Origin of the sequence: Curtobacterium sp. 9128, from assembly GCF_007673775.1 — a bacterium.
In the GTDB taxonomy this organism is placed as follows: domain Bacteria; phylum Actinomycetota; class Actinomycetes; order Actinomycetales; family Microbacteriaceae; genus Curtobacterium.
Genome location: NZ_VEAF01000006.1, coordinates 85,499 through 104,257, shown reverse-complemented (window position 1 = coordinate 104,257; position 18,759 = coordinate 85,499). Strand labels below are relative to the sequence as shown.

Genomic DNA, 18,759 nt, shown 5'->3' with positions numbered 1-18,759 from the left:
CGGGAAGTGCCCGGCGTCGAGGACGCCGGGCACCGGTAGGCGGTCTCTCGCTCAGCCCTTGAGCGCCGCGCGGATGGTCGCGACGTCCTTCTTCGCGGCCTGCTCGTCGGCGTGGACGGACTTCGCCTTCGCCTGGTCGGCGTGCAGCACGTCGTGGTTCGCGTCGTACTGCGCTGGGGTCACGGCGAGGGCCGATCCGGCGAGGCCCTGCGCGTCGGACTGCAGCGACGCGATCTGCTTCTGCAGGTCGGTCAGTGCGGCCTTCGCGGCGTCGGAGTCCTTGGACGTGTGCTTCGTCAGGCGCCCGGACAGCTTCTGCTCGACCTGCTGCAGGTGCGGCAGGGCCCGCGCGATGGCGCGGTCGGCGGTCCGGACGATCCCGTCCTGCCGGAGCGCGACCCGGTACACGCGGTACTGCGTGACGATGTTCCCGTCGTCGATCCGCGCCTGGGTGGTCGTCGTGTCGGCGGCGATGGCATCGTGGAGGTGGTCCATCGCGGTGACGTCGCCCGTGAGCGTCGCGAGCAGGGTGCTCTTGTCACCCGTGCTCAGCGTCGTGTCCGCGTTCACCTTCGTGATCGCGGCGTTGAGCGACGCGATCCGCTTCGTGGTGGCGGCCTCGCCGTGTGCCTGGAGGGTGGCGAGGCTGGCGTCCTTCCCTGCGGGGGACGCGGAGCTCGACGGCGTGCTGGACGAAGTCGGGGTGGCGGCTTCGGCGCTCGTGGCAACGGTGGTGACGGCGCCGGCGGCGACGAGGGCGACGGCCAGCGGGGTGATGATGTGCTTGATGCTCATGGGGTGATCGTGCGCGCCGGGTGTTCGCGGTTCGTCATGCCCGTGTTCGGGTCGTGTCAGGGCTTCCGTGTCGGGGCTCGGTGGGGAGCTCGACGCGGAACGCCGTGCCACGGGTGCGGGGCACTGCCTGGATGGTGCCGCCGAGGCGCTCGACCAGGCGCGCGGCGATGGAGAGCCCGAGGCCGGTGCCGACGGGGCGTTCCTGGCGGTAGCGGTCGCGCAGTGCACCCCGGACGAACGCCCGGTGCAGGTCGCCGGGGTCGATGCCGGGGCCGTCGTCCTCGACGCTGATCGTGATCGCGGTCGACGACGCCGTCACGTGCACGACGACGTGGCCGCCGGGATCGACGACGCGGAGGGCGTTCTCGACGAGTCCGTCGACGACCTGGCGGAGCCGCTGGGGATCGGTGACGACGCGGGCGTCGCGTGTGCCGGGACCGACCACGACCGATGCGCCGACGGTCGCCGCTCGGCCCTGCCACGCCAGCACCGATGCGGACACCAGCAGCGGGACGTCCACCGGCTCCGGATGCAGGGGGAAGTCGTCGGCCTCGGTCCGAGCCAGGGCCAGCAGGTCGCCCACGAAGGCGTCCAGGCGCTCGGTCTCGACCCGGACCACCCCCGCCACACGCGGGATGTCGGCGGGCGGGACGAGTCCGTCGGCCAGGGCGTCCGCGTAGCCCCGGACGGCGGCGAGCGGCGTCCGGAACTCGTGCGAGATCGACAGCAGGAACTCGCGCTGCGCCGACTCGGAGCGGGCGAGTTCGGCGTCGAGCACGGCGAGGGCGTTCCGGACGTCGTCGACCTCGCGCACGGTGCCGTCGACGGACGCCGAGCACACCGGCAGGACACCGCGCTCGCCGCCGGCCAGCCGCGCAGCCGTGGCGGCGACGGAGCGCAGCGGACGGGTCACCACGCGGGCGACCACCACGCCGAGCCCGACCGCGACGAGCAGCCCGATGCCGAGTGCCGCGGCGAACCGGCCGAGCACGGCGTCCGCGTGCAGGACCGAGACGTCCTCGACGGCGATCACCGAGCCGCCGCCGCGTGCCGGGACGGCCTGGACGAGCAGGGTGCGCCAGCCGGACACCTGTCGGACCGCGACGCGGGTGTCGGAGGCGAGCCGAGCCTCCAGTCCGGACGGGAGCCGCGTGCCGATCCCCGTGACCGTCCCGGTCCCGCCGAAGCCGACGTCGACGCGTCCCCGGCTGCGCCGCTCGATGCGGTCGGCGAACGCGGGCCGCTCGGAGACGGGCGTGACGGCGACGGCCTGCGCCGAGGTCCGGAGGACCAGCGCCGTCTGCGCGATCGACTCCTGGCGGACGAGCTGGAAGCCGACCACGGCGACGGCGAGGGCCGCGACCACGGCGACCGCGACGGTGGTCAGGACGATGCGTCCGGTCAGGCTCCGCTGCCGGGTGACGGTCGGGACGGTCACGGTGCGGGGACCGGGTCGAAGGCGTAGCCGACGCCGCGCACGGTCCGGAGCCCTGCGGCGTCCCCGAGCTTCGCGCGGAGCTGTGCGACGTGCACGTCGACCGTGCGGCTGCCGCTGAAGTCGGCGACGCCCCACACCGCGCTGAGCAGCTGCGCGCGCTCGAACACCCGGTCGGGCTCGGCGACCAGGTGCGCGAGCAGGGCGAACTCGGTGGGCGTGAGCTCGACCGGGGCATCGTCGACCGTGACACGGTGCCGCTCGCGGTCGACGCGGAGCCGACCCGCGGTGAGCACGCTGCCCGCGCGGATCCCGGTGCGCCGCACGAGGCCCCGCACCCGGGCCGCCAGCTCGCGCCCCGAGAACGGCTTCGTCACGTAGTCGTCGGCACCGAGCTCGATGCCGAGCACCCGGTCGACCTCGGCGTCCCGCGCAGTGACCAGGACGAGCGGGGTCCAGTCGTCGGCCGCGCGGAGGGCGCGGAGGACCTCGATCCCGTCCATGCCGGGCAGGCCGACGTCGACGACCGCGGCGACGGGAGCGGACCGGCGGATCAGCGCGAGCGCGTCCTGCCCGTCGCGTGCGACCACGACCCGGAAGCCGGCGTCCTGCAGGTACATGCGTTCGACGTCGGCGATCGCGGGTTCGTCCTCGGCGACGACGACCAGCCCGTGCTGTGCGTCCATGCGCCTGATGATCGTCGCGGGAGGACCGCGATCGGCTCCGGAACGCGTGCGGGTCCTCTCAGGACCGGGTGGGTTCAGCCCTCGGCGTCCTCGGCAGCGCGCAGCAGGTTGCCCAGGTGGTGCCGCCAGCCGTCTCCGTGCGCTGCGCGGAGGGCCTCGGCGTCCGGCAGGCGGGCGAAGCCGTGCTCGGTGAGCGTCACGGTGCTCCGATCGCCGTGCTCGGCGATGTCGATCCGCACGGCGAGCGGCGCCGGCCAGTGCGCTTGCCGCCACACGAAGGCCAGGAGGCGCGGTGCCGCGGCGGCGGTGACCGTCCCGTCCGCCGATCGGGTGCGACCGTCCTCGGTCCACGTCTCGCGGACCGGGGAACCGACCGCGGCCGTCAACTCGAGTTCGGGCCACCAGCGCGCGCGCCCGTCGGTCAGTGCCGTCCAGAGCGCCGTGGTCGGGGCGGACGACGAGACAGTGACGGTCAGGACGTCGTCGACGGGATCGACGAACGGGGCACGGGCTCCGTCGGTGGCGTCCGTCGGCAGGGCCTGCGCGAACTCGAGGAACCGGAGCGGCGCGGCGTCGGCGGGCTCGCCGAGCAGGGGCACCGCACGGGAGCGGCCGGTCGGCGCGAAGCCACGTCTGGCGTAGAAGCGTCGTGCGGGGACGGCGTCCTCGTGCACCCACAGCCGCAGTGTCGCGCCGCGGCCCGCCGCCCACCTCAGGACGTGGTCGAGGAGCGCGTCGGCGACCCCGTTGTCCCGGCCGCGGGAGTCGGGCGCCACGAACACGCCGGTCAGCACGGGGTCGGGGCCGTCGGCGTCGCCCTGCTGGGCGCTCATCATGCCGATCCAGCGCCCCGTGGCGTCGTCGATCGCGGCGATGCTCGTCGCGTCGTGGGCCTGGCCCCGCCGGGCCCGGAGGCGCCAGTCGTCCTCCGTCATGCCGAGCGTGAACGGCAGCGTCGCGCCGTACGAGATCGGGTTGTCGGTCGCGTTCTCGATGCGCATGGTCCGCACGCGCTCCCAGTCGTCCTCGGTGGTGGTCCGGGTCGAGAAGGGCGCCGCCATGCCGTCAGCGTAGCGAGCAGCCGACGGGTGCCGACGCGTCAGCGGAGCGCGGCGCGTGCCGCGGCGACGACGGCCGCGTCGGTGACGAAGTGCGCCGAACCGTCGTCCCCTGCTCCCATCGGGACGCCGTCGTGCGACCCACCGGCGGAGCGCTTCGCGGAGAGGTGCACCGCGGCGACGCCCGTCTGCACGAGCGCTGGGACGTCGTGGGGCGTCACCCCGGCACCGGCCATCACCTGCACCGGGCCTGCCGCCGCCACCATCGCCGCGATGGTCGTCGCACCGGCCGCTGCCGTCGGGGCGCCGCCGGAGGTCAGCACCCGCGTGAACCCGAGGTCGGCGAGGAGCGCCACGGCGTGCACCGGGTCGGCGGCGTGGTCGACGGCGCGGTGGAGGGTGACCTCCGCCGAGGCGCGGACCTCGCGGGCGGCGTCCACGAAGCGGCGGAGCGCGTCGACGTCGAGGGTGCGGTCGGGGCGGAGGGCACCGACCACGACGCCGGCGGCACCCGAACGCAGCACGGTGCGGACCTCGCGCACCATCAGGTCGAGCTCGTCCGGGTCGTGCACGAAGCCGCCCGGACGGCAGCGGACCAGGACGTGCGCGGGGATCCCGGTCTCGTGCGTGGCCTCGACGAGGGCCTGTGATGGCGTCAGGCCGCCGAGCTCGAGTCCGACGCAGAGCTCGACCCGGTCGGCGCCGCCGTCGCGCGCGACGACCACCCCGGCGGGCGACGTGACGGCGATCTCGAGGGCAACGGTCACAGCACGACTCCGAGGGGTTCGTTCGACGGGGGGATGATCCGGGCCCGCAGGTCGGGCGCCGACGGGAACACTCGATCGTAGGGGAACATCGGGCGCGCGATCCTGCGGTGCCCGAGCCGCTCGAGGTCCTGGTCGACGCCTCCCGGGGTGAGGGCGAGCATCCAGTCGGCGGCCATGTCGTACAGCTCCGGCTCGAGGTAGCCGATCTTCACGACGACGACGTCGGCTCCGCGCGGGTCGAGGTCGAGGTCCGTGAAGTCGTGCTCGTGGTGGTACGGCTTCCGGCGCGTCGTCAGGATCGCGAAGACGCTGCCGACCTGCAGCACGACCTCGGTCTCGGCGTCGCGGTCGCCCTGCTTGACCGCGTGCACGCGGCCGGTCATCGTGATCGGCCCGGCGTGCACGTCGTCGACCGCGGCACCGGCGGTCACCGTGACGGTGGCTCCGACGCCCGCCGCCACCGCGGTCGCGACGGCCTCCGGCCCTGGGACGCTCGCGTAGATCAGCACCGGCCCCGCGGGGTCGGCGAACGCCGGGTGCGCGAGCACCTGCGTCAGCCCCCAGGTCATGTCGCCGGATCCGCCGGCGGTCGGGTTGTCGCCGGAGTCGGAGACGAAGTACGGCCGAGCGGCGCCGGGTGCGAGCGCGGCGGCGAGGCACTCGTCGAGCGAGCCGGTCGGCGCGACGAAGACGAAGTCCTCGCGCACGTCCCAGAACGCCCGGGCCAGTCGTTCCGCCCCCGCGGTCACGGCGTCCGTGTCCCAGCCGGTGACGACGGTGACGGCTCGGTCGCGCGGCTGGTCGGCCCACGCGTACCCGACCCAGATCGCGGCGTCGAGCACGCCGTCGGTCTGCTCGACCTCCGGCACCTGGGCGTACAGCGAGGCCGCTGGCTCGATCCGCGTCGAGGTCTGCTCGCCGGGCAGCAGCACGGGGATCGGGGTCCAGGCCTTCACCGGCCGCTGCGCTCCGACCGGTCGGGTCCCGAGCACGTCGACGAGGTTGCGGACGGCGCGTTCCTTGGTCTCCATGGCGTCCTCGTGCGGGGCCATCCGGTAGCAGGTGACGAGGTCCACCTGGTGGGCGAGCTCGGCGGTGACGTTGCCGTGCAGGTCCATCGACGCGGACACGACCACGTCCGGTCCGACCACGGCGCGGATGCGGCCGAGCAGGTCGGTCTCGGCGTCGTCCAGGCCCTCGACGACCATCGCGCCGTGGATGTCGTACCAGAGCCCGTCGACGGGGCCGATCGCGGCGAGGCGCTCCACGATCTCGGACGCGAGCGCCTCGTACGAGGCCCGCTCGACGACGCCGCCCGGCAGCGCGTGTCCGATGAGCGCCCCGCGGAAGTCCGCGTCGAGACCGGCGAGGAACGGGTACCGCGCCACGACGGCGTCGCCGCGGTCCGGGTGGAACGCCGCAGCGGTCGTCCTGGTCGGGGTGAAGGTCGAGGTCTCGATGGCCAGTCCGGCGACGGCGATGACCGGGCGACGCGTGACGGTCGGGTCGGTGGGTGCGGTGGTGGTCGTGTCAGACACGGACGCTCCTGTTCCTGGTGGTCGACTGCGGGATCGGTGCGGACAGCTCCTGCAACGAGGCGGCGAGGCCCCGCTGCAGGGCGAACTGCCCGGCACCGACGAGACCCGCGTCCGCCCCGAGCGAGGCGCGCTCGATGACGAGGTGCTGCGTCACGAGCGGGTGGCAGCTCTCGTAGAGCTGGCTGCGCACCGCGGCGACGAACGGGTCGAGGGTGGAGAGGATGCCACCGAGGTAGACGGCATCCGGGTTGAAGAAGTTCACGTTCGCGGCGAGGACCTCGCCGAGGTACCGGCCGGCGAGCCGGACCGCACGCGTCGCCTCGGGGTCGGCGTCCGACGCCAGCTGGACGACCTCGGCGGTGCTCGTGACCGGCACCCCGGCGGTGCTGAGGATCCGCACGAGGGCGGCCCCGGAGGCCACCGTCTCGAGGCACCCGGTGTTGCCGCACGAGCACGGGGTGTCACCGGCCGCGTCGATGCGCACGTGGGTGATGTCCCCGGCCGCACCGGTCGACCCGCGGTACAGCCGCCCGTCGATGACGATGCCGGCGCCGATCGCGGACCCGGCCTTCACCGTGATCGCCTGCCGCCGCGTGGACGGTTGCACGATCTGTTCACCGGCGGCCATGCAGTTCGCGTCGTTGTCCACCGCCGCCGGCACCCCGAACCGGTCCTCGAGCCAGGACGCGACCGGGAAGCCGTTCCAGCCGGGCATGCGGCTCGGCAGGTCGACGACGCCGGCCTCGACGTCGACCGGTCCTGGCAGGCTCAGCCCGACGCCGCGGAGGCCGGCGGTGCCCCGCGACGCGATGAGCGACTCCAGCAGCGACGCCAGTCGCGCCAGGCCGGCGGTCGGGCCGTCGGAGAGCGCGAACGGGACGTTCGCGACCGACTCGAGCGAGCCTCCCGGCAGCACGATGCCGATGCGCGCGTGCCCGCCACCGACGTCCGCGGCGACCGCGTACTCGTCCACGCCGCCGATCCGCAGCACCTTGCGGGGCCGACCGCCCGTCGAGACGTCGGTGCCCTCCTCGGCGAGGATCCCGTGGTCGAGCAGCTGGCCGACCACGTGCGAGACGGTCGACGGGGCGGCGCCGAGCAGCTGCGCGATCTCGGTGCGGCTCGACGCCTGCCCCGAGGCGACGAGCTCCAGGACGCGCGAGCTGAGGTCTGGCACGACTTTCTCCAATCGCGGAAGAAGGGCGAGGGAACGCCGCCCTAACCCGATGCTAACGGGCAGACGAGGCTGTCGACGCTTTCCGCCGTTCCGCAGAAACAGACTATTTACAAGAGAATGTTTGTTTTTCCAATCGCTTTGGTCGTTGACTGTCCGCACGCTCCACTTCCCGCATCCCTCGCCCTAGGAGATCCGCATGACCAAGCCCCGTCGCTGGGCGCTCCTCACCGGAGCGGCGCTCGCGGTGAGCGCCCTGCTCGCCGGTTGTTCCGGTGGAGGCAACGCCTCCACGAGCACGAACCCGGACGAGATCAACTACGCGCTGCCCGCCAACTTCACGCCGAACTGGATCCTCCCGATCGGCACCGCCGCGCACCTCAACACGAACAACGGGTCGATCGCGCAGTCGCTCTACGAGCCGCTCATCGCCTACGACGGGTCCACCGGCAAGATCGCCTGGAACAAGGACGCCTCGGTCGCGACCGCCGCCGACTTCGCCAGCGACGGCAAGAGCGTCACCGTCACGCTCGGCGACCGGCACTGGTCCGACGGCAAGCCGATCACCTCGCGGGACGTCGAGTTCTGGTTCAACCTCATCAAGGCGAACAAGGCGCAGTGGGGCTCGTACTCCGAGGGCAAGGTCCCGGACAACTGGACGTCGTTCAAGGCCGTCGACGACACGCACTTCACCATCACCTTCGACAAGGCGTACAACTCCGACTGGATGCTCGCGAACCAGCTCAGCCTCGTCGTCCCGCTGCCCCAGCACGCGTGGGACAAGACGAGCGCGAGTGGTTCGGTCTCCGACGCCGACGAGACCACCGACGGCGCGAAGGCCGTGTGGAAGTACATCAACACCGCCGCCGGCAAGATCGCCGACTACGACTCCGACCCGCTGTGGAAGACGATCTCCGGCCCGTACGGCGTGAAGTCGTTCACCACCGCCGGCAAGGTCCAGCTCGTCGCGAACAGCAAGTACGACGGCGGCGAGAAGGCGCAGATCAGGACGGTCAACCTGCTGCCGTTCACGACCGCCGACGCCGAGACCAACGCGGTCCGCTCGGGCGAGGTCGACTACGGCTACGTCCAGGCCACCGACCTCGACCAGAAGAGCTCGTTCACCGCGAAGGGCTACGACGTCAAGCCCTGGACCGGCTGGGCGATCACGTACATGCCGTACAACTTCAACAACCCGACGATGGGCGCGGTCTTCAAGCAGGACTACGCGCGCCAGGCCGTGCAGATGTCGATCGACCAGGAGAGCCTGTCGAAGGTCGTCTTCAACGGCACCGCGACCCCGACCTACGGTCCCGTCCCGCAGGCGCAGACGTCCGACTACGTCTCCAGCACGCAGAAGGACAACCCGTACCCGTTCAGCACGTCCAAGGCGAAGGCGCTCCTGACCAGCCACGGCTGGACCGAGCAGGGCGGCACGATGGTCTGCACCGACCCGGGCAGCGGCTCGAGCCAGTGTGGCGACGGCGTGGCGCAGGGCACGAAGTTCACCATGCAGGTCCTGTCGCAGTCCGGCTCGTCCGTGACCGACAACATGATGAGCGCCATCCAGTCCTCGCTCGCGAAGACCGGCATCGGCTTCACCATCAAGACCGCACCCGTGTCGAGCGTCCTGTCGCAGACCCCGACCTGCACCTCCGACGAGGCCAGCTGCAAGTGGGACCTGTCCTTCTTCGGCACCGCGGGCAGCTGGTACTTCCCGGCCTACCCGACCGGTGAGGCGCTGTTCTCCACGGGCGGCTCGGCCAACTTCGGCAGCTACTCGAACTCGGACGTCGACGCGCTGATCAACGCGACCACCACGTCGACCGACTCGAGCGCCGTGCAGGACTACAGCGCGGCCGTCGCGAAGGACCTGCCGGTGATCTGGCTGCCGAGCCCGGACTACCAGATCTCCGTCGTCAAGAAGGGGCTCACCGGGTTCGACCAGGACTCGCTCGCGAACTTCCACCCGGCCCAGTGGAAGTGGAGCAAGTAGGCACCTGACGGGAGGCGCGGTGCGGGTCCGACCCGCACCGCGCCTCCCGGACTGCTCACGCAACAACCGACCAACGGAAGCCGCATGACCACCGCTCTCTTCCTCACCCGGCGGGTGCTCCAGGCACTCGCGGTGATCCTCATCGTCACGATCGTCGTGTTCTGCCTGCTGCACGCCCTGCCCGGCGGTCCCGCCCGCGGCGTGCTCGGCGTCTCGGCGACCCCCGTGCAGATCGCGGCCTTCAACCGGGCGCAGGGACTCGACCAGCCTCTGCCCGTGCAGTACGTCCGGTTCCTCGGGCGGCTGGTCACCGGCGACCTCGGCACCTCGTACACGCTCAACGAACCGGTGGGACAGCTCATCCAGGAGCGCCTGCCGAAGACCCTCGTCCTCACCGGGCTCTCCGCGGTGCTCGGGCTCGTCATCGCGATCCCCGTCGGCATGTGGCAGGCCGCCCGCCGCAACGGTGCCGTGGACTACACGGTCACGGCGCTCGCGTTCGTCTTCTACTCGACGCCGGCGTTCTTCCTCGGACTGGTGCTCATCGTGGTCTTCAGCCAGCAGCTGCCGTGGCTGCCGTCGCAGGCGCCGAGCGGCACCACGCTCGCCGAGGTGTTCCAGGACCCGGCCGGCCTGGTGCTGCCCGTGCTGACCGGGGCGCTCGCGATGATCGCCGTGTTCAGCCGGTACATGCGGGCGGCGACGCTCGAGAACCTGCAGGAGGACTACGTGCGCACCGCCCGCGCCGGGGGCTCGTCGACGATGACGATCCTGCGGCGGCACGTGTTCCGGAACTCGCTCACTCCGGTGGTGGCGATGCTCGGGTACTACCTGCCCGTGCTCTTCGGCGGCGCGCTCGTCACCGAGCAGCTGTTCAACTACCCCGGGATGGGGCTGCTGTTCTGGAACGCCGCGCAGTCCTCCGACTACCCGACGCTGCTCGGCTGTGTGCTCGTCATCTCGATCGCGACGGTCGTCGGCACGCTGCTCGCCGACGTCGCGCAGTCGCTCATCGATCCCCGCGTGAAGGGAGACCGCGCATGACCGTCCAGCTCGCTCCAGAGGCCCCCGGCAGCACCGGAGGCGGCGTCACGCCCGTCGCCGCGACCGGCTTCCGGCTCGCCGCCCGCCGCTTCTCGCACAACACCCTCGCCGTCATCGGCCTCGCCGTGGTCGTCGTCATCGTGCTGTTCTGCTTCGTCGGCCCGCTCGTGTACCCGACGGACCAGACCCACACGATGCTCCAGCAGGCGAACCAGAGCCCGAGCGCCTCGCACTGGCTCGGCACCGACGCCGTCGGGCACGACGTCCTCGGCCGGCTGATGTACGGCGGGAAGGTCTCGCTCCTCGTCGGCATCGCGGCCGGGGTGCTCGCGACCGTCGTCGGCACCCTGTGGGGATCCATCGCCGGCTACGTCGGGGGCTGGGTCGACGCGGTGATGATGCGCATCGTCGACGCCGGCATCGCGATCCCGGCGCTGTTCATCCTGCTCGTCATCTCGGCGATCACGACCCCGGGGGTCCCCGGCCTCATCGTGATCCTCGGCCTGGTGTCGTGGCTCGTGCCCTCCCGGCTCATCCGCGCCGAGACGCTCACGCTGAAGAACCGCGACTACGTGCTCACGCTCCGCGCGATCGGCGGCTCGCACGCCCGGGCCATCGGCAAGCACCTGCTGCCGAACTCGGTGTCCACGATCGTGGTCGCCGCCACGTTCCAGGTCGCCGACGCGATCCTGCTCGTCGCCTACGTGTCGTACCTCGGCCTCGGCGTGCAGGCCCCCGCGACGGACTGGGGTGGCATGCTGTCGGCGGGGCTCACCGCCGCGTACTCGGGACGGTGGTGGCTGATCGTGCCGCCGGGTCTCGCCGTGATCCTGGTCGTCTGCGCGTTCAACGCCGTCGGCGACGGGCTCCGGGACGCATTCGACGTGAGGGGCCGGGGATGACCGACACGATCCTGCAGACGACCGACCTCGGGGTCACGTTCCGCACCGAGTCCGGCCCGGTCGAGGCCGTTCGCGGCGTCTCGCTGGCGGTCGCCCCCGGCGAGACCCTGGCACTCGTCGGCGAGTCCGGCTCGGGCAAGTCCACCGTCGCACTCGCCGCCATGGGCCTGCTCTCCGGCAACGCCACCGCATCCGGCAGCGCGGTCGTGGCCGGGCACGAGGTGGTCGGCGCCCCCGAGCCGGAGCTCCGCGGCCTGCGCGGGTCGACGGTGTCGATGGTCTTCCAGGAGCCCGCGACCGCCCTCGACCCGCTCACCCGGGTCGGCGCACAGATCGCCGAGGTGATCCGCAACCACCGGTCCGTCTCGGCCGCCGAGGCGTCGGCAGCCGCCGTCGACCTGCTCGACCGCGTCGGCATCCCCGACCCGTCGACACGTGCCAGGGCCTTCCCGTTCCAGCTCTCCGGCGGCCAGCGCCAGCGCGTCGTGATCGCGATGGCGATCGCGAACAGCCCCGCGCTGCTCATCGCCGACGAGCCCACGACCGCACTCGACGTCACGGTGCAGGCCGAGATCCTCGAGCTGCTCCGCGCGCTCGCCGTGGGCAGCGGCACCGGCGTGCTGCTCGTCACCCACAACATGGGCGTCGTCGCCGACTTCGCGGACCGCGTCGCCGTGATGCTCCAGGGCGAGATCGTCGAGACCGGCAGCGTCGAGGACGTCCTGCTCCGCCCGCAGCACGAGTACACGAAGCGCCTGCTCGCCGCCGTGCCGCGGCTCGACACCGCCGAGTCCGTGGCCGCACGCGACCGTGCAGCGGCTCCCGTCGCACCCGTGGTCGCGTCCGACCCGGACGGGAGGCCCGACACGGCCCCGGTGGTCGACCTGCGGGACGTCTCGGTGACGTTCGGGCGCGGGGCGCGGGCGGTCCGCGCCCTCAGCGGGATCGACGTTGCGGTCCACGCCGGCGAGACCGTCGGTCTGGTCGGCGAGTCCGGCTCCGGCAAGTCCACGGCGGCGCGCGTCGCCCTCGGGCTGATCAAGCCGAGCGGCGGTTCCGTGCACCTCTTCGGGCAGGACCTCCGCCGGATCCCGCGGCGCGACCGACGCTCGCTGCGATCGGGCATCGGCGTCGTGCTGCAGGACCCCGTGGCCTCGCTCGACGCCCGGATGTCCGTGGCCGAGTGCATCGCCGAACCGCTCGCCGTGCACCGCCGCGGGACCTCCTCCGCGGACCGGCGGAAGCGCGTGGACGAGGTGCTCGACGCCGTGCGGCTGCCTCGGGCGCTGGCGTCCCGGGCGCCGCGCGAGCTCTCCGGTGGGCAGCGGCAGCGGGTCAGCCTGGCGCGGGCCCTGGTGCTCGAGCCCCGGCTGCTCGTCGCCGACGAACCCACCTCGGCGCTCGACGTCAGCGTGCAGGAAGCGGTGCTCGACGTCCTCACCGAGCTGCAGGCCGAGTTCGGGTTCGCGTGCCTGTTCGTCTCGCACGACCTCGCTGTCGTGCAGCACTTCGCCGAGCGGGTCGTCGTGATGCGCCGCGGTGTCGTCGAGGAGCAGGGCACCACCGGCGCGACGCTGCTGCACCCGACGACCGACTACACCAGGCGGCTGCTCGCGGCCGTGCCCGTGCCGGATCCCGTGCTGCAACGGCAGCGGCGGACCGAGCGGCTCGCCACCCTCGCGGCGGTGACCTCGTGACCCCGGTGCTCGCCGGCATCGACGTCGGCGGGACGAACACCAAGGTGGTCCTGGCGACCTCCGAGCTCGAGGTCATCGACCGCCGCGACCTGCCGACGCCCGCGCACGCGGGCGGAGCGGCGATCGTGGACGCGGCACTCGGGGTGGTGACGGACCTGCTCGAGGTGCACCGAGCCTCCTTGGCGGGTGTCGGGGTGGGCGCGGCCGGCGTGGTCGACGCGACCACCGGCACCGTGCTCGTCACCGGCAACTCGTTCACCGGGTGGGCCGGCCACGGCGTGACCGCGCACGTGTCCGAGCGGCTCGGTGTCCCCGCGACCCTCGACAACGACGTCAACGCGTTCCTGCTCGGCGAGGTCGCTGCCGGCGCCGTCGTGGGGGAGCGCGACGTGCTCGGGATGACCCTCGGCACCGGGGTCGGCGGGGCCCTCGTGCTCGGTGGTTCGCTCTTCGCCGGACCGCGCGGTGCCGCCGGGGAGATCGGCCACGTGCCGGGCTTCGGCGACGGGCTCTGCACCTGCGGGCAGCACGGGCACCTCGAGACGATCGCCGCGGCGCGGGGCATGGCCGCCCGCTACGAGGCCGCGACCGGACGACGCCTGCCGGTGCACACGATCGCCGATGCCGCGCGGGCCGGTGACCCCGACGCGCTCGACGTCTTCGACACCGCCGGGTGGGGGATCGCCCGGGGCATCCTGCTCACGGCGGGGATCCTCGACGTGACGACGGTCGTGATCGGTGGCGGGGTCGCCCGGGCCTGGGACCTGCTGTCCCCGGCGATCGCGGCGGCCATCGCTGCCGAGCCGCCCGTCAGCGGGGCGTCCATCCGCGTCGAGCCGTCGACGCTCGGCTCCGACGCGGTCGCCATCGGGGCGGCGGCGCAGGTGCGGGCGCGGGTGCTGGCGGCCGTCGCGTAGGCCGGCGGCGGTCAGCCGGCGGTCGGCGGAGCCAGGGGGATCGCGTCGCTCGTCGAGCGGAGCGACTCCTGGCGCAGTTCGAGCTGCGAGACCGCCAGCGCGGCCAGGTCGCGGAGGTTCGCCAGGTCGTCCTCGGTCGCCGTGCGCGGACGGGTGTCGAGCACGGCGAGGGTGCCGATCGCGGTGCCGTCGTGGCGGACCAGCGGCACGCTGACGTAGAACCGGATGCCGAGGGGGCCGGTGACGAGCGGGCTGTTCCGCATCTCCGGGTGCGCCGAGCCGTCGGGGATCACCACGGGGACGGGGACCGGGGCGAAGCCGTTCCGGAAGCTGATGTGGCGGGCAGCCTCGTCGATGCCCTCGGCGAGCCAGGACTGCGACCACTCCCGGTCCTCGTCGAGCACCTCGACCAGCGCGATCGGGGCGTCGAACAGGCGTGCCGCCATGGCCGTGGTCCGCTGCAGGGCCTCTTCGGGCAGCAGGTCGAAGGTCGCCGGATGCGACCCCGTGGCGGGGCGTTGACCAGTGCCGGTGCCGGTGCTCGGGCCCGTGCTGCGCGTCGTGTCCGTCGCTGTCGTGGGGGCCGCGGTGCCCGGCGCCTCCGTGTCGACCACGCGGTCCTCGGCCGTGGTGTCCGCGATGACGACGTCGCGGAGCAGGGCGACCAGGGCCTCCCCGGTCGGCCGCTGCGCCGGGTCCCTGGCCGTCATCGCGGTCAGGGCGCGCTGCCAGTGCGTCGGCAGCGGGTCCGGCACGACGGGGTCGCGCGACAGCCGCGCGACGGCGGACTCGACGAGCGACCCGGGGAACTCCCGTCGACGGGTGAAGCACTGCAGCAGCACCAGGCCGAGCGAGTAGACGTCGCTCGCCGGGCCGACGTCACCGCCGCGGGCCTGCTCCGGGCTCAGGTAGGCGGCCGTCCCCGTCGTCACGCCGTCTGCGGTCAGGCGTTCGACGCCGTCGGCCAGCGCGATGCCGAAGTCCGTCAGCCGAGCCCGGGCGCGGTCGGCCCGGTTGCCGTAGTCGACGAGCAGGATGTTCGACGGCTTGATGTCGCGGTGCACGACGCCGCGGCCGTGGATGTAGTGGAGCGCCTCGGCCATGTCGTACCCGACCTCGGCGATGTGCCGCGAGGCCAGCGGCCCGAACCCCAGGCGCTCCTCGAGGTCCTGCCCGTGCACGAGCGCCATCACGATGAACCGCTGCGGGGTGCCGTGCTCGTCCTCGACCACGCCGGCGTCGAGCAGGCTGACCAGGTTGTGGTGGTCGAGCGACGCCAGGACACCCTGTTCGGCCTCCTGTCGCGCGATGTCGACGAGGCCCGGGTGGAAGACCTTCACGGCGACGGGCCGGTCGAGGCTCTCGTCGAGGGCGTCGTACACGACCGACATCCCACCGCGGCCGATGACCGTCCGGAGCCGGTAGCGCCCGCCGAGGAGCGCGTGCGGCGCCTCCTGACCTTCCGTCATCATGCGTGCATCATCCCATCTGCACCGGCTCCTGATACGCGTTGAACCCGAGCACGCGATCCCTGATGCTCGTGGCATCGGGGACGTGCGAGCGCTCGCCGACCGACCAGGGCGGGTGGATCTGGCCGTCGAGGTGCCGCTGCCCGGCCTGCCCGAGCGGACACGGCTGTTCCGTCGCTACGCGGGCGCGTTGCCGTTCTCCGACGAGGTCCTCGCCCAGGCAGCCGAGCGTGCCGAGGGCACGACGGGCTCCTTCGCGAAGGAGCTCATGCGGCGGAGCGTCCTCGGGGCGGCCATGCGCGGCGGAGAGCCCTCCGACGCCGACGTCGAGCCCGAGGACGTGGTCGACGTCGCGTTCATCGCCGGCCCGGGCGAGCCCGAGTTCCCCGTCATCGTGCCTGCGGAGGTCCTCGACGCCCTCGACGGGGACGAAGACGAGGACGAGGACGACGGCAGGGCCCGCTGACACCCCCGTCCGTCGAAGTGCGGACTGGCGCCCTCCGCCGACCAGGGTCAGGATGCAACCAGTTGCACACTGCAACGGCCCTGCTTCGTCCGACAGAGGAGTCGTCATGAAGAAGTCCATCGCAGCCGCGTTCGCCGCGGTCGTCGTCGTCACCGGTGGCGTGTTCGCCGCCACCCCCGCCTCGGCCCTGACCGCCAGCCCCCACGTCGTCGGCGGGGAGAAGGCCCCGTCCACCGCCTGGGCCGTCCAGCTCGAGGCCTCCGGCGGCTCCGTCCCCGCCGGCTACGTCAGCACCTGCACCGGCGAACAGGTCTCCGGCTCGTGGGTGCTCACCGCCCGCCACTGCATCGACGGCATCGGCGCGATGAACGTCTACCACTCCAACTCCACGGTGAACCGCGGCACCCCCGTCGCGGTCGACCGGGTCAGTGCGGCCCCGACCGGTGACATCGCCCTCGTGCACCTGCGGAGCACCTCCGCCCTGTCCTCGTACGCGCCGCTCGACCTGACGGCGACGGCGAAGTCGAGCGGCACGGGCACGATCCAGGGCTACGGTCTGCGGGCGAACGCCGTGCAGTCCGACGGCCTGTACCAGGCGAGCGTCGCGCTCACGGGCGCCAGCACCGACGCCTTCGGCGGTCGCGCGCAGCACGTCACGGGCGTGAGCGGCGCGTCCAACCACGGTGACTCCGGCGGTCCGCTGCTGGTCGGCGGCAAGGTCGTCGCCGTCTGCTCGACCGGCGACAGCGCCGACCCCGGTGCGGACACGTCGGCCGGCTCGAACTACGCGCTGCTCTCGCAGTCCGCCTCCTGGATCCGGTCCACGGCCGGCATCTGAACCACCTGACGGACTGGAGGCTCGGTGCCAGCTGGCACCCCTCCCTCGCAGGCTCGGTCGGCGCGCCCCGCGTGACGCTGGCGCGTCACCGCTGAGCGGGGCGCGCCAGTCCGTCGTCTGGTCGCGACCACGCTGGCTGAACGGGCGCTCCGGCACCGGTGAGGACACTGGGCCCATGAGCCAGTACGACAAGCGTGACCCGAACAGCCTCTACCCCGCCCCGCCGTTCCCGAAGCAGGAGCAGTCGCTCCCGGGAGCCGCCTGGAAGATGGACCCGAAGCCGGACCACGGCGAGGAGAGCTACGTCGGCCGGGAGCGGCTGACCGGCTTCCGCGGCATCGTCACCGGCGCCGACTCGGGCATCGGCCGTGCCGCCGCGATCGCGATGTCGCGTGAAGGCGCCGACCTCGTGCTGTCGTACCTCCCCGACGAGCAGGAGGACGCCGAACAGGTCCGCGACCTGCTCGAGGGCGAAGGGCGCCGTGCGGTGCTCGTCCCCGGGGACATCTCCGACGAGCAGTACTGCAAGGACCTCGTCCAGAAGGCCGTCGACGAGCTCGGTGGCCTCGACACCCTCGTGATGGTGGCCGGGCGCATGGAGAGCAACGAGGACATCCTCACGCTCGACACCGAGATGTTCGACTCGACGTTCAAGACGAACATCTACTCGCTGTTCTGGTTGACGAAGGCAGCCGTGCCGCACCTCGAGCCCGGTTCGACGATCGTCACGACCGGGTCGATCCAGGCATCGTCGCCGACGCCGGACAAGATCGACTACGCCGTGTCGAAGGGTGCGATCAAGCTCTTCACCGAGGCCGTCGCCCAGCAGCTCGCGCCGAAGGGCATCCGCGTGAACTCGGTCGCGCCCGGCCCCGTGTGGACCCCGCTGCAGCCCGGTTCGGACGACGCCGAGAAGGTGTCGCAGTTCGGTGGCGACTCGCCGTTCGGTCGCCCCGGCCAGCCGGCAGAGCTCGGTGCCGCGTACGTGCACCTGGTGAGTCCGGAGTCGAGCTACCAGTCGGGCTCGACCATCACGATCGCCGGCGGGACGCCCGCCTTCTGATCGACCACCTGCGACGCGGGGCCGACGACGCCCCGCGTCGCGGCGACGACGACCGATCACCCGGCGCGGACGCCTTCCACTCCCAGCACGCCGAGCAGTGCGAGGGCGTCAGCGTCCGGTGACCCCGCCGGCGCCGTGTAGAGCACGAGCCACTGGCCGCGGTCGACCAGGGCGAGGCTGTCGCAGTCGACCGTGACCGGGCCGACCACGGGGTGCTCGAACGTCTTGGACAGCACCGTCGTCGTCGGGACGTCGTGACGGTCCCACAGCGCTGCGAACTCCGCGTTGTCCGCCCGGAGCTCCTCGACGAGCCCGACCACGGACGGGTCCTCCGGGTACTGCGCGCGAACGGCGCGGAGCTGCCGGACGACGTGCTGGCGGAACTCGGCGCCGTCGGAGATGCCGTAGGGCGGGACCGTGTCGTCGGGGTGCGACCCGCGCGGGAACGCCTGCCGGGCGAGGTTCCGCTCGGACGGGAGCCGCTCGCCGAAGTCCTCCATGAGCGCAGCCGCGAGCGGGTTCCACGCGAGGACCTCGAACGTGGCGGAGAGCACGATCGCCGCCGTCTGCGGCAGACGCTCGACGAGGGCGATGATGCTCGGTCGGACGTCGCGGCACACCCGCCCGTGGTGGAGCGGCGCCGTCCCCGCCAGGGTGTGCAGGTGCGCGGACTCGACGGCAGAGAGGCGGAGCGACTCGGCGATGCCGGCGAGCACCTCGGCGGACGGCCGCGGCGCGCGGCCCTGTTCGAGTCGCACGTAGTACTCGGTCGAGATGTGGGCCAGGACGGCCACCTCTTCACGTCGCAGTCCGGGCGTCCGCCGCCGCGAGCCCGTCACGAGGCCGACGTCCGACGGCTGCAACCGTTCCCGCCGCGAACGGAGGAACGCCGCCAACTCCTGCTTGTCCATGCC

The 18,759-nt window shown here is 72.7% G+C and carries 17 protein-coding genes; 8 read left to right on the top strand and 9 right to left on the bottom strand.

Going from position 1 to position 18,759, the window contains the following annotated elements:
• Nucleotides 1-51 precede the first annotated feature (51 nt).
• From FS641_RS13930 to FS641_RS13900, 7 genes are all read right to left on the bottom strand, one after another.
• Nucleotides 52-795, bottom strand: a complete 744-nt coding sequence (locus tag FS641_RS13930; RefSeq protein WP_144764829.1) for a hypothetical protein — start codon at nt 793-795, stop codon at nt 52-54.
• A gap of 34 nt (nt 796-829) precedes the next feature.
• Entirely contained in the window at nt 830-2,233 is a 1,404-nt protein-coding gene (locus FS641_RS13925) for a sensor histidine kinase KdpD (protein ID WP_144764827.1), read from the bottom strand.
• Nucleotides 2,230-2,916, bottom strand: coding sequence for a response regulator transcription factor (locus FS641_RS13920; RefSeq protein WP_144764825.1), 687 nt, complete (start codon nt 2,914-2,916; stop codon nt 2,230-2,232). The genes FS641_RS13925 and FS641_RS13920 overlap by 4 nt, the downstream gene beginning before the upstream one ends.
• A gap of 74 nt (nt 2,917-2,990) precedes the next feature.
• Nucleotides 2,991-3,977, bottom strand: coding sequence for a GNAT family N-acetyltransferase (locus tag FS641_RS13915; protein ID WP_144764823.1), 987 nt, complete (start codon nt 3,975-3,977; stop codon nt 2,991-2,993).
• 38 nt (nt 3,978-4,015) lie between these two features.
• On the bottom strand, nt 4,016-4,741 hold the full coding sequence (locus tag FS641_RS13910) for a copper homeostasis protein CutC (protein ID WP_144764821.1): 726 nt from the start codon (nt 4,739-4,741) through the stop codon (nt 4,016-4,018).
• On the bottom strand, nt 4,738-6,279 hold the full coding sequence (locus FS641_RS13905; RefSeq protein ID WP_144764819.1) for a M81 family metallopeptidase: 1,542 nt from the start codon (nt 6,277-6,279) through the stop codon (nt 4,738-4,740). Before FS641_RS13905 ends, FS641_RS13910 begins: the two co-directional genes overlap by 4 nt.
• Nucleotides 6,272-7,456 carry an ROK family protein gene (locus FS641_RS13900; RefSeq protein WP_144764817.1) on the bottom strand — a complete coding sequence of 395 codons (1,185 nt, stop codon included), beginning with the start codon at nt 7,454-7,456 and terminating at the stop codon, nt 6,272-6,274. Before FS641_RS13900 ends, FS641_RS13905 begins: the two co-directional genes overlap by 8 nt.
• Nucleotides 7,457-7,652: 196 nt before the next feature.
• On the opposite strand from FS641_RS13900, the gene FS641_RS13895 reads away from it, so the two are divergent.
• From FS641_RS13895 to FS641_RS13875, 5 genes are all read left to right on the top strand, one after another.
• Complete coding sequence (locus tag FS641_RS13895) at nt 7,653-9,449, top strand: peptide ABC transporter substrate-binding protein (protein WP_144764815.1); 1,797 nt, start codon at nt 7,653-7,655, stop codon at nt 9,447-9,449.
• Nucleotides 9,450-9,533: 84 nt separating this feature from the next.
• Nucleotides 9,534-10,493, top strand: a complete 960-nt coding sequence (locus tag FS641_RS13890) for an ABC transporter permease (protein WP_144764813.1) — start codon at nt 9,534-9,536, stop codon at nt 10,491-10,493.
• The gene (locus tag FS641_RS13885; RefSeq protein WP_144764811.1) at nt 10,490-11,395 is read left to right on the top strand and encodes an ABC transporter permease; all 906 of its coding nucleotides are present in this window, start codon (nt 10,490-10,492) and stop codon (nt 11,393-11,395) included. Before FS641_RS13890 ends, FS641_RS13885 begins: the two co-directional genes overlap by 4 nt.
• Complete coding sequence (locus tag FS641_RS13880) at nt 11,392-13,092, top strand: ABC transporter ATP-binding protein (RefSeq protein ID WP_144764809.1); 1,701 nt, start codon at nt 11,392-11,394, stop codon at nt 13,090-13,092. Before FS641_RS13885 ends, FS641_RS13880 begins: the two co-directional genes overlap by 4 nt.
• A complete protein-coding gene (locus FS641_RS13875; protein WP_222122101.1) occupies nt 13,089-14,009 on the top strand; it encodes an ROK family protein in 921 nt (306 codons plus the stop codon). Before FS641_RS13880 ends, FS641_RS13875 begins: the two co-directional genes overlap by 4 nt.
• Before the next feature lie 11 nt (nt 14,010-14,020).
• On the opposite strand, the gene FS641_RS13870 is transcribed toward FS641_RS13875, so the two are convergent.
• Nucleotides 14,021-15,481 (bottom strand): GAF domain-containing serine/threonine-protein kinase, encoded by a 1,461-nt coding sequence (locus FS641_RS13870; RefSeq protein ID WP_144764807.1) that lies wholly within the window; start codon nt 15,479-15,481, stop codon nt 14,021-14,023.
• A gap of 112 nt (nt 15,482-15,593) precedes the next feature.
• On the opposite strand from FS641_RS13870, the gene FS641_RS18165 reads away from it, so the two are divergent.
• The 3 genes from FS641_RS18165 (at nt 15,594) to FS641_RS13855 (ending at nt 17,845) form a co-directional block, all read left to right on the top strand.
• On the top strand, nt 15,594-15,944 hold the full coding sequence (locus FS641_RS18165) for a hypothetical protein (RefSeq protein WP_186317770.1): 351 nt from the start codon (nt 15,594-15,596) through the stop codon (nt 15,942-15,944).
• Nucleotides 15,945-16,050: 106 nt separating this feature from the next.
• The gene (locus FS641_RS13860) at nt 16,051-16,782 is read left to right on the top strand and encodes a trypsin-like serine protease (protein WP_144764805.1); all 732 of its coding nucleotides are present in this window, start codon (nt 16,051-16,053) and stop codon (nt 16,780-16,782) included.
• A 175-nt stretch (nt 16,783-16,957) separates the two neighbouring features.
• Nucleotides 16,958-17,845: an SDR family oxidoreductase gene (locus tag FS641_RS13855; protein WP_144764803.1), complete on the top strand. Its 888-nt coding sequence runs from the start codon at nt 16,958-16,960 to the stop codon at nt 17,843-17,845.
• 56 nt (nt 17,846-17,901) lie between these two features.
• Here the strand turns inward: FS641_RS13855 and FS641_RS13850 are convergent, their stop codons facing one another.
• Nucleotides 17,902-18,756 (bottom strand): helix-turn-helix transcriptional regulator, encoded by an 855-nt coding sequence (locus FS641_RS13850; RefSeq protein WP_144764801.1) that lies wholly within the window; start codon nt 18,754-18,756, stop codon nt 17,902-17,904.
• Nucleotides 18,757-18,759 lie beyond the last annotated feature (3 nt).